General features: G+C 64.5%; 9 protein-coding genes and 1 pseudogene. 6 read left to right on the top strand and 4 right to left on the bottom strand.

From position 1 onward, the window contains the following. Positions 1 to 106: 106 nt before the first annotated feature. From ACLP4W_RS21000 to ACLP4W_RS20985, 4 genes and pseudogenes are all read right to left on the bottom strand, one after another. Positions 107 to 376 (bottom strand): annotated as a pseudogene (locus ACLP4W_RS21000) (ABC transporter permease); the annotation flags it as partial. After that, positions 373 to 1,140 carry an MlaE family ABC transporter permease gene (locus tag ACLP4W_RS20995; protein WP_442389243.1) on the bottom strand — a complete coding sequence of 256 codons (768 nt, stop codon included), beginning with the start codon at positions 1,138 to 1,140 and terminating at the stop codon, positions 373 to 375. The gene ACLP4W_RS20995 and the pseudogene ACLP4W_RS21000, both read right to left, overlap by 4 nt. A gap of 226 nt (positions 1,141 to 1,366) precedes the next feature. Beyond that, positions 1,367 to 3,268, bottom strand: a complete 1,902-nt coding sequence (locus ACLP4W_RS20990) for a family 2A encapsulin nanocompartment cargo protein cysteine desulfurase (RefSeq protein ID WP_442389241.1) — start codon at positions 3,266 to 3,268, stop codon at positions 1,367 to 1,369. Beyond that, the gene (locus ACLP4W_RS20985; RefSeq protein ID WP_442389240.1) at positions 3,255 to 4,178 is read right to left on the bottom strand and encodes a family 2A encapsulin nanocompartment shell protein; all 924 of its coding nucleotides are present in this window, start codon (positions 4,176 to 4,178) and stop codon (positions 3,255 to 3,257) included. Before ACLP4W_RS20985 ends, ACLP4W_RS20990 begins: the two co-directional genes overlap by 14 nt. A gap of 171 nt (positions 4,179 to 4,349) precedes the next feature. Between ACLP4W_RS20985 and ACLP4W_RS20980 the strand changes: the two genes are divergently transcribed. From ACLP4W_RS20980 to ACLP4W_RS20955, 6 genes are all read left to right on the top strand, one after another. Further along, positions 4,350 to 4,439, top strand: a complete 90-nt coding sequence (locus tag ACLP4W_RS20980) for an Rv2334A family Cys-rich leader peptide (RefSeq protein ID WP_442389238.1) — start codon at positions 4,350 to 4,352, stop codon at positions 4,437 to 4,439. Between the two features lie 124 nt (positions 4,440 to 4,563). Then, on the top strand, positions 4,564 to 5,841 hold the full coding sequence (locus tag ACLP4W_RS20975; protein WP_442389236.1) for a thioester domain-containing protein: 1,278 nt from the start codon (positions 4,564 to 4,566) through the stop codon (positions 5,839 to 5,841). 9 nt (positions 5,842 to 5,850) lie between these two features. After that, positions 5,851 to 6,783 (top strand): cysteine synthase A, encoded by a 933-nt coding sequence (gene cysK / locus ACLP4W_RS20970; RefSeq protein WP_442389234.1) that lies wholly within the window; start codon positions 5,851 to 5,853, stop codon positions 6,781 to 6,783. Between the two features lie 2 nt (positions 6,784 to 6,785). Further along, the gene (cysE, locus tag ACLP4W_RS20965) at positions 6,786 to 7,469 is read left to right on the top strand and encodes a serine O-acetyltransferase (RefSeq protein WP_442389232.1); all 684 of its coding nucleotides are present in this window, start codon (positions 6,786 to 6,788) and stop codon (positions 7,467 to 7,469) included. Positions 7,470 to 7,581: 112 nt separating this feature from the next. Next, complete coding sequence (locus ACLP4W_RS20960) at positions 7,582 to 9,228, top strand: NAD-dependent malic enzyme (protein WP_442389230.1); 1,647 nt, start codon at positions 7,582 to 7,584, stop codon at positions 9,226 to 9,228. A 252-nt stretch (positions 9,229 to 9,480) separates the two neighbouring features. Continuing rightward, positions 9,481 to 10,630: IS110 family transposase (locus ACLP4W_RS20955; protein WP_442389228.1), on the top strand; the 1,150-nt coding region annotated here is incomplete at its 3' end.

Raw genomic sequence — 10,630 nt, 5'->3', positions numbered from 1 at the left:
CAACCCGACACTCGTACGATAAATCTCCACTGGGGCCTCCCACATCTGTGGCTCTACCGACCAGGACCACCCTGTCGGCAACCCACGTTCACATGTGAGCGAGGCCCCAGCCCCCCATACCGTCTAGGGCACCGGTGGTCAGAGTGAGGAAGCCGATGATGCCTACGGTGCCCCCGATCACCGCCAGCGCACCCGTGCCCATGCCCATCTCGGCGATCAGCCGCAGCAGTTCTCCCGGGTAGCGTCGTACCGCATCACCGGCGGAGGCCAACGATTTCCCGTAGAACTCGGTCTGTTCGCCCAGCTTTCGGGTGGAAGCCACCAGCCTGGGGCCAAGAGTGACAAACCATGACGGCTCGCGCGCTGCTTCGCTCATTTAGCGGTCGCCTTCACTCCGAGCGCGGTGATCACGATGTTGATGAAGAACAAGGCCATGAAGGAGAACACCACGGTCTCGTTCACCGCATTCCCGACACCGGTGGGGCCGCCGCCCACCGACAGGCCCTTGTAGCACGCGATCAGGCCGGCGGACAATCCGAACAGGGTTGCCTTGATGAGGGAGATCACCACCTGCGGAAGCCCCGTGAGCAGTGTCATCCCTGCAATGAAGGCGCCTGGGGTGACGTGCTGAACGAAGACCACAAAGATGTAGCTGCCGGTCAACCCGGTGACCGCGACCACCGAGTAGAGCAGCAGCGCGACGAACGTGGCGGCGATGATGCGGGGAACCACCAGAGCTTGAACCGGATTGATGCCGATCACCTTCATCGCGTCGATTTCCTCGCGGATGGTGCGGGCGCCCAGGTCGGCGCACATGGCGGTCGACCCGGCGCCGGCAACGGCCATCGCAGTAACGACCGGTCCAACCTGAGTCACCGACGCCAACGCCGCACCGGCACCTGAAAGATCGCCTGCGCCGATCTCGACGAGCAGGATGTTGAGGACGAAGACGATGAGCACCGTGTACGGAATCGACAACATGATGGTCGGGAAAATCGACACCCGGGCGACGAACCAAATCTGCTCAAGGATCTCGCGCCAGGCCCACGGCCGTCGGACCAACGTCACCAATGACTCGGCGCTGAGCATAAAGAACTCGCCCAGCGCGTTCATGGGCTTTGCGATGGTCGTGCCGTTCATGGGGTCGGTTCAGCCCCGGTCGTTCCATGCATCCATACGGCTCACGCGGCCCCCGTTAAGAATGAAGCGAGAAAACGTCGTAATTGGTGTTACCGCAAACGATTAGCGGTATTCATTGCGCAATCCGGCCACTCCGCCTGATTGCACATACAAAACACTCCGGCAGCTTAAAGGCGATCCGGCGCCTGCCGTAGGGTTGAAATCAAGCAGAAAAAATCTAGCGAGCTCAGCCGATGTTGGTGCCACCCTCGGCAATCCGGCGTACCGCGTTGAGGAAAACGTCGATCTCCTCGAATGTGTTGTAGAACGCAAACGACGGGCGGACGGTGGCTTCCAAGCCGAGACGACGCAGAATCGGCTGCGCGCAATGATGGCCGGCCCGCACCGCAATGCCTTCGGCGTTGAGTGCCTTGCCCACCTCGACCGGGTCATGTCCGGCCAGCACGAACGACAACACGCTGGCCTTCTCGGTTGCGGTGCCCACCAGGCGCACACCCGGGATGTCGGCCAGCCGCGGGGTCGCATAGTCCAGCAGGGCGTGCTCGTGGGCGGCAATACGGTCGATGCCCAACCGCTGAACGTAACGCAGCGCCTCCCCGAGCCCGACGGCGTCGGCGATGTTGCCGGTGCCGGCCTCGAACTTGCTGGGCGGCCCCTGATACAGCGAGCGTTCCAGGGTGACGTCGGCGATCATGTTGCCGCCCCCCTGCCACGGCGGTGTCTCGGCCAGCGCCTCCTCGGTCCCGTAAAGCACGCCGATTCCCGTGGGGGCATAGATCTTATGTCCGGAGAACACAAAGAAATCGGCGCCGAGCTCACTGACATCGACCGGCAGATGCTGAATCGACTGGGCGCCGTCGATCAGCACCCGCGCGCCGTAACGGTGGCCCAGCTCGACGATCTGTTCGACCGGTGTCACCGTCCCCAGCGCGTTGGAGACTTGAGTGGCCGCCACCAGCTTCGTCTTCGGCCCCAACAGATCTTCGAATTCCGACATCAGCAAATTGCCGGCGTCATCAACGGGTGCGACTTTCAGGATCGCGCCGGTCTGCCGCGAAAGCAGTTGCCACGGGACGATATTCGCATGGTGCTCCAAATGAGTGATAACGATCTCATCGCCGGGCAGCAAATGCTTGCCGCCCCAGGCATAAGCCACCAGGTTGATGGCTTCGGTGGTACCGCGCACGAAGATGATCTCTTCGCCTTTCGAGGCGCCGATGAATCGCCGAACCGTGTCGCGCGCTTCTTCGTAGGCATCTGTCGCCCGGGCCGCCAACTCGTGCGCCGCGCGGTGAATGTTGGAGTTCTCGTGGGTGTAGAAGTACGCCAGCCGGTCGATCACCACCTGTGGCTTCTGCGTGGTCGCCGCGTTGTCGAACCAGATCAGCGGCTTCCCGTTGACCGTCTCCTTCAGGATGGGAAAGTCCGCGCGCACCGCGTTGACGTCGAAAACCTCGTGCCGGTCCGGCAGCGCAGGCACCGGTTCGATTCTGGTCAGGAAGTCATAGCTGCGCTCGTCCCCCGCCGGTGCGATCGGTGCAACAACGGGTGCGTCAGACCAACCCAGGTCGGAAACCGACGGCGCCTCGGGCAGCCACTCGGGCCGCGACGCGGGCACGGCACCACGCGGCGCCACCGGGACGGTCGGCGTCGCACCCGCGAGGACACCGGGCACCGTCGGGACGATGCCCTGGCTGGGCACCGCGAACGCGCTGAGGTCGCCGATGCCGGGCGGCAGGTAGGGATCGCCGACGCCCGCGGCCGCCTCGGCGGCCGAGGACGCTGCCGTCGTATCGGGCACGTTGCCCCGAGGGGCGACGGGCACCGTGTGCGGCGGACCTTCAGGCTCGGGAGACGTCGGCGCCGGGACGTAGATGTCGGTGATACCGATCAGCGGAACCGGTGCCTGGTCGAGATCGGCTGCGCCCGCCGCGGCTTGCCCGGTTGACGCGGCAGCCGTGGTGTCCGGCACATTGCCGCGCGGGGCGACGGGCGCGGTCTGCGGCGGGCTGTCGAATCCCGGCCGAATGCTGGCCGCATAGAGCTGGCTGGCCAGTGCCGCGAGTTCGGCGGCGCTGATGGGCAACTCGCTTTCGGCGTCTACCGCTCGGTACTCACTTGTACTCATGGAACTGATCCACATTGACGTCGTCGAGCACGGCGAGCGCGTCGTCAGTGAGGACAGCCAGGGATGTGTAGAGGGTGACCAGGTAGGTCGCAATCGCGGACTGGTTGATGCCGGTGAACCGTACCGACAGCCCAGGCGCCTGCTCCCCGACCAGGCCCGGCTGGAATAGGCCCACCACTCCTTGGCGCTCTTCGCCGGTGCGCACCAGGATGACCTTGGTCTTGCCGTCCTCCAGCGGCACCTTGTCCGACGGAATCAACGGAATGCCACGCCAGGTGATGAACTGCGCGCCGAACAGACTCACCACGACGGGCGGCACACCGCGATAGGTGGCCTCACGGCCGAATGCGGCGATGCCGAGTGGGTGGGTGAGGAAGAAGCTGGGCGTTTTCCAGACCTTGGTGATCAGCGCGTCCAGGTCGTCAGGCGTCGGGGCACCGGCCAGCGTCTGGATCGTCTGCTCCGGAGTCGCCTGCGCAAGCAGCCCGTACTCGGGGCTGTTGACCAGTTCGAACTCCTGGCGCTCTTTGATCGTCTCGATGGTCAGCCGCAACTGCTGGGCGATCTGGTCGTGTGGGCTCGAGTAGAGGTCGGAAACCCGGGTGTGGATGTCGACCAGGGTCGAAATCGTCCGCAGCGTGTATTCGCGCGGACTGGTCTCGTAGTCGACGTAGGTCACCGGCAGCGGTTCTTCGGTGCCGGTGCCCTCTTCGGCCTTGATCGCGACCCGCTCGGGATTGATCACGCGGTTCACCCGATAGATACCCGCTTCCACCGGAACCCAGCTGAGCAGGTGCAGCAACCAGCGCGGCGTGATGGTCGAGAGCTGCGGGACAGTCTTCGTCGCGTTGGCAAGCTGCCGGGCAGCGAGATCGCCAAGTGCCTGAGACTCGTTTTGCGCCGACGTCATCGTGGTCCTTCCGTGCTTGGTCGAATACTGCGGCGATGTTCGGCAGGCCGATGATCGCCCCGCGTGATCGGGTCCGTGCGCCGAGCCTAGGCCAGTGTAAGACCCGGACGAAGGGTTTATAGCGGAGGGAGCGGAACTATCCGAATCCGCTGATGCCCTATAGTGAGGCCTATGCACCAGGCCACACAGCCGCGCTTTGTCCTTACGCGCCGCCTCGCCGTGGACTGTTGTTGTTGCTGTTGCTGTTGCTGTTGCTGTTGATTTCCTGACGCCTTCTGACGCCGTAGAAATCCTCGCGCCTTCCCCCCAGACGGACGGGATTCCCTGTCCACCAGGGCTCCAAGGGGCGCGCCATTCACAAGTCTCTTAGAAAGAACAGCAACTCATGACCGTACTGTCCATATCCAGCCGCCGCGTGACGCAAGTGGCGACCCGCCAGCGCATACTTGTCCGGCCGGTCACCGAGGTCACCCGCATGACGCGCTATCGCGGCGGCACCTACTCCCACACCGTCGACACGATCGTCTTCGCCGACGGCAGCTCCGCGCGCACCGATCTGATCCGGCTAAATCCCAACCTGCATGCCTACTCGCTGGACTTCGCCGGAGTCGCACCCAATCACCCGTCGCGCTACCGCCTGGGAACTTGGGCCGCGCTGCCCCACCTACACACCCGCGGCTACGAAGCCGAGGTCGACTGGATCCTGCGCCACTCCTTTCCGATGCGCTCGACTGCCGAACTCAGCCGGCACCTGCGCGCTGCCGGGTACCCGCTGGGAACGGCCAACATCAGCGAACACCACGCCATCGCGGCGACCCAGGCCGCGATCTGGCATTTCACCAACGGCCTGGCGCTCGACACCCGACCGCTGAACGTTCCCATTGCGGTGCAGCGGGGTCCCGGACCGGTGATCACCTTCGAATTCGACGGCGAACCACAGCTGGGCGGCTACTCGCTGTGGACGGACTTTGACGTGGCCGTCGACCTGAAGCTGCAAAAGTCAGCGAATGGCATTGTTTGGCAAGATGTTTCAGGCTCGCAACTGATCACCGACTCGGGGAAGGGCCGCTACCAACGTACGCTCGGCGTAGGCAGCACCCTTTCGGCGAGTAGCCACGGCCGCGCGGGGCGCGGCTATCGCCACTACCGGCTGGTCACCACAAGCCACTCCTCCACAGCTGGCATCGACCATGTCGAATTCTGGTTGACCGGTTCTCGCCACTACCGCAATGCTGACCGCGTTGTGCACCTCTACAATTACCTAATCACCGGGGCATGCAATGCCTTGCGCGACACTGACGAACTCCGACTAGTCGATAGCCAAGCAACTGCCGAATCCGAACTCATAGGACCATTCCAAGTGCCAATCCCATTGACGCTCAGCGTCTCTGACGGACACACACTGGTCGACGCCGGCGGCTTCGATATCGACGACATCGTTCAACCCGGTACGGACTTCTACCTACGTCCGTTACCGGGCACATCGGCAACGACAATGACCGCAACAACACCGCACCACCTCACCGGGCGGGTGCTGACCGGAGTGGCGCTGGATGGGGCCCCGCAGCGATTCACACCCATTGCCCTGACCGTACCCACGGACGTGGCCATCGAATTCGACATCACCTGGCAGGCCGACCAGTCTTGTACCGACATCGCCTAAGGAAGTTTTATGAGCATCGCCGAGGACGTCACACAGCTAATCGGAAACACGCCGCTAGTCCGGCTGCGCCGGGTCACCGAAGGCGCCGTCGCCGACGTCGTGGCCAAGCTGGAATTCTTCAATCCGGCCAATAGCGTGAAGGACCGCATCGGCGTCGCCATGCTGGATGCGGCCGAGGAAGCGGGCTTGATCAAGCCCGACACGATCATTCTCGAGCCGACGAGCGGGAACACCGGCATCGCGCTGGCGATGGTGTGCGCGGCACGTGGCTACCGGTGCGTGCTGACCATGCCGGAGACAATGAGCACCGAGCGACGAATGCTATTGCGTGCGTTGGGGGCCGACCTCGTCCTGACGCCGGGTGCCGACGGCATGCCGGGCGCCATTGCCAAGGCCGAAGAACTGGCCAAGAGCGACCAGCGGTACTTCGTGCCTCAACAGTTCGAGAATCCGGCGAACCCGGCAATCCACCGCAAGACCACCGCGGAGGAGGTGTGGCGCGACACCGACGGGAAGATTGACATCTTCGTTGCGGGGGTGGGCACCGGGGGCACTCTTACCGGTGTGGCCCAGGTCATCAAGGAACGCAAGCCATCGGCCCAGTTCGTGGCCGTAGAGCCGGCCGCTTCGCCGGTCCTGTCCGGCGGCCAGAAGGGACCCCATCCGATCCAGGGCATCGGCGCCGGGTTCGTCCCGCCGGTGCTCGACCTGGATCTGGTCGACGAGGTCATCACCGTCGGCAACGAAGACGCGCTCACCTTGGCCCGTCGTTTGGCCCGGGAGGAGGGACTGCTGGTCGGCATTTCATCGGGGGCGGCCGTGGTGGCCGCCCTGCAGGTGGCCCGCCGACCTGAAAACGCCGGCAAGCTGGTCGTCGTCGTACTCCCCGACTTCGGTGAGCGGTATCTGAGCACGCCGCTGTTCGCCGACCTGGCCGGTTAGCCATGTTCGCGGCCATACGCAGCGACATACGGGCGGCCAAACAGCGCGATCCGGCCAGGCCCACCACGCTGCAGGTCATCTTCGCCTATCCCGGCGTGCACGCCATCTGGGCCCACCGGATCAGCCACTGGCTGTGGAACCATCGCGCCAGGCTGGCCGCGCGGACGTTCGCGGAACTCACCCGCATCCTGACCGGCGTCGAGATCCACCCCGGTGCCATCCTCGGCGCCGGCCTGTTCATCGACCACGCGACCGGCGTGGTGATCGGAGAAACCGCCGAGGTGGGCGAGGGCGTCACGCTGTACCACGGCGTCACCTTGGGCGGCAGCGGCGCGGACACCGGGAAACGCCACCCCACCGTCGGCGACCGCGTAATTATCGGCGCCGGGGCCAAGGTCCTCGGCGCGATCAAAATCGGCGACGACAGCCGGATCGGCGCCAACGCGGTGGTGGTCAAGCCGGTCCCGTCGAGCTCCGTGGTCATCGGGGTTCCCGGGCAGGTCATCAGCCGCCACGGACGGGGCAGCCCAGACGACTCGATGATGCCCGACCTCGTCGGCGTCAGCCTGCAGTCCCTGCTCACCAGGGTGGCCCGGCTGGAGGCCCTGAGCGACGGCCAGCAGACTGACCGGGTGATACGGCCGCCCGAAGCCGGGGTGTGGCACGGCGAGGACTTCTCCATCTGACGACTGCGGTCTTGCGGCTGCCCGTCAAGTGCTTTTCAAGATGCGTTCACTGTGTTCCTCAAGATCGGCGCTAACGTGATCTGACGCACCAAGTCATCCGACGGAGGTTGTGATGAGCGATCCCTGCACGCCGCGGATCCCGGCGGCGTTGGCCGCGCCGAGTCTGAACCGTGGGGTCGGCTTCACGCACGAGCAGCGGCGGCGGCTGGGGCTGACCGGTCGGCTTCCGTCGGCGGTGCTCACTCTCAATGAACAAGCGGACCGGGTGTGGCATCAATTGCAAAGCCTTGCAACAGATTTAGGCCGTAATTTGCTTCTCGAGCAACTGCACTACCGCCACGAAATACTGTATTACAAGGTGCTGGAAGACCATCTGACCGAGCTGATGCCGGTGGTGTACACACCCACCGTCGGCGAGGCCATTCAACGCTTCTCCGATGAATACCGCGGGCAGCGGGGCCTTTTCCTGAGCATCGACGAGCCGGACGAGATCGCGGAGGCCTTTCGAACCTTCGGGCTGGGACCCGACGACGTCGACCTGATCGTATGTACCGACGCCGAAGCGATTTTGGGTATCGGTGACTGGGGTGTGGGCGGAATCCAAATCGCCGTGGGCAAGTTGGCGCTCTACACCGCCGGCGGCGGCATCGATCCCCGCCGTTGCATCGCGGTGTCGCTGGATGTCGGCACCGACAACGAACAGCTGCTGCAGGATCCGTTCTATCTGGGCAACCGACACGCGCGGCGCCGCGGCGACGAGTACGACGAGTTCATCGAGCGCTACATCCGGACGGCCCACCAGCTATTTCCGCATGCCATCCTGCATTTCGAGGACTTCGGGCCGATCAACGCGCGGAAGATCCTGCAGACCCACGGCGACGATTACTGCGTGTTCAACGACGACGTGCAGGGAACCGGCGCGGTGGTCGTGGCAGCCATCTATGGCGGATCGCATGTCACCGGAATCCCGCTGCGCGACCAGAAAGCGGTCGTCTTCGGAGCCGGGACCGCGGGCATCGGCGTCGCCGACCAGATCCGTGATGCGATGGTCGACGACGGCGCCACCGTCGAGCAGGCCACGTCGCAGATCTGGCCGATCGACAAGCAGGGTCTGCTCTTCGACGACATGGACGACCTGCGCGATTTCCAGGTGCCTTACGCCAAGAACCGCCGCCAGCTGGGGGTGGCCGCCGGGGATCGGGTCGGACTGGTCGACGCGATCACGCTGGCCTCCCCCACCATCCTGCTGGGCTCCTCAACGGTATTCGGCGCATTCACCCAGGAGGTCGTCGAGGCGATGACGGCATCCTGCGAACGGCCGATGATTTTCCCGCTTTCCAACCCGACCTCGCGCATGGAGGCCATGCCGGCCGACGTGCTGGAGTGGTCGAGCGGCCGGGCGCTGATCACTACCGGCAGTCCGGTCGCTCCCGTTCAATACGACGGCACCACCTACGCCATCGGCCAGGCCAACAACGTGCTCGTGTTCCCCGGAATCGGGCTGGGCATCATCGTTGCCCGGGCCAGGCTGGTCACCCTGGGCATGCTGCACGCGGCGGCCAAGGCCGTTGCCCAACAGGCTAATCCGACAAATCCGGGAGATTCCCTGTTGCCCGACGTGCAGAACCTGTGCGCTGTCTCGAGGGCGGTCGCCGAGGCCGTCTATCACGCCGCCGTCGAAGACGGAGTGGCCACCAAGACGCACGACGATGTTCGGCAAGCCGTCCTGGATACCATGTGGCGGCCCGTGTACGACTAATGGGAGTCGATCAGCGTGGCGTTGACGGCTTGGGGTTGGGGGGCGAGACGCTGGTCATCGAGCCGCTGGCCGGTGAGCACTTCGTCCGACTGGAATGTGATTCCTAAGGCTAGATCGTGCCCCGGCCAGTTCGGTGAGGTCGCTTGTAGCGCTGATGGGATGTCGTGCCAGTGCGAGCACTGATCCATTAGTCCGCCGCCGGGTGTCCTGGGGCTCGAAGGTGAGTCAACGACGACCGTGGGAGGTGCATTGATGATCTTCGTCGGCGACGACTGGGCCGAAGACCATCACGACGTGTATCTGATGGATGAGGCCGGCCAACGATTAGCTTCGCGGCGATTAGCTGAAGGCTTGCCCGGTATCCGGGGCTTGCACGAGCTGATCGCCGCACACGCCGAGGAACCCGATCAGGTGATGGTCGGAATCGAGACCGACCGCGGCTTATGGGTCTCGGCGTTGGTTGCGGCCGGTTATCGGGTGTGGGCGATTAATCCGATGGCTGCGGCCCGCTACCGCGATCGCCACCACGTCTCGGGTGCGAAATCCGATGCCGGGGACGCCAAGGTGCTGGCCGATCTGGTCCGCACCGATCGGCATAACCACCGGCTGATTGCCGGCGACAGCCCCGATGCGGAGGCGATTAAAGTCCTGGCCCGCACTCATCAGAGCCTGATCTGGGCACGAGTGCGACACGCCAACATGCTGCGCAGTGGGCTGCGTGAGTACTACCCCGCGGCGTTAGAGGCCTTCGACGCGCTCACCGATCGTGACGCGTTAGCGGTACTGGGCCGCGCACCCACTCCCGAGCAGGGCGCCCGGTTGAGTCTGTCCAAGATCGGCTCTGCGCTCAAAGCTGCTGGGCGGCAACGAAATATCGATACCCGCGCCCGCGAGATTCAGGCCGCTCTACGGCGCGAACACCTCACCGCAGCTCCTGCGGTCGCGGCGGCCTTCGGCGCCACCACGACTGCCGCGGTCCATGTCATCGCTGAACTCAACCACCAGATCGCCGACCTCGAGTCCGCACTGGCTGACCATTTTGAGACACACCCGGACGCCGACATCTACCGCTCCCTGCCAGGACTTGGTGTCATTCTCGGCGCCCGGGTGCTCGGTGAGTTCGGGGACGACCCGAACCGATACACCACTGCCAAGTGTCGCAAGAACTACGCCGGAACCTCACCATTGACCGTCGCCTCGGGCCGCAAACGCGCCGTACTGGCCCGCCATGTCCGCAACAAACGTCTCTACGACGCACTAGACCAATGGGCCTTCTGCACGCTCACCACCAGCCCCGGTGCACGGGCCTTCTACAACCAACATCGCAACACCGGCGACACCCATCACCAAGCACTCCGCGCCCTCGGCAACCGCCTCGTCGGCATTCTCCATGGCTGCCTAC

The sequence above is a fragment of the Mycobacterium sp. genome, assembly GCF_052145595.1.
GTDB lineage: Bacteria > Actinomycetota > Actinomycetes > Mycobacteriales > Mycobacteriaceae > Mycobacterium.
This window is presented reverse-complemented; position numbering and strand designations above follow the sequence as displayed.

Coding starts and splice junctions, on each gene's coding strand:
- ACLP4W_RS20995 (WP_442389243.1), bottom strand. CDS start 1,140: ATGAACGGCACGACCATCGCAAAGCCCATGAACGCGCTGGGCGAGTTC.
- ACLP4W_RS20990 (WP_442389241.1), bottom strand. CDS start 3,268: ATGAGTACAAGTGAGTACCGAGCGGTAGACGCCGAAAGCGAGTTGCCC.
- ACLP4W_RS20985 (WP_442389240.1), bottom strand. CDS start 4,178: ATGACGTCGGCGCAAAACGAGTCTCAGGCACTTGGCGATCTCGCTGCC.
- ACLP4W_RS20980 (WP_442389238.1), top strand. CDS start 4,350: ATGCACCAGGCCACACAGCCGCGCTTTGTCCTTACGCGCCGCCTCGCC.
- ACLP4W_RS20975 (WP_442389236.1), top strand. CDS start 4,564: ATGACCGTACTGTCCATATCCAGCCGCCGCGTGACGCAAGTGGCGACC.
- cysK (WP_442389234.1), top strand. CDS start 5,851: ATGAGCATCGCCGAGGACGTCACACAGCTAATCGGAAACACGCCGCTA.
- cysE (WP_442389232.1), top strand. CDS start 6,786: ATGTTCGCGGCCATACGCAGCGACATACGGGCGGCCAAACAGCGCGAT.
- ACLP4W_RS20960 (WP_442389230.1), top strand. CDS start 7,582: ATGAGCGATCCCTGCACGCCGCGGATCCCGGCGGCGTTGGCCGCGCCG.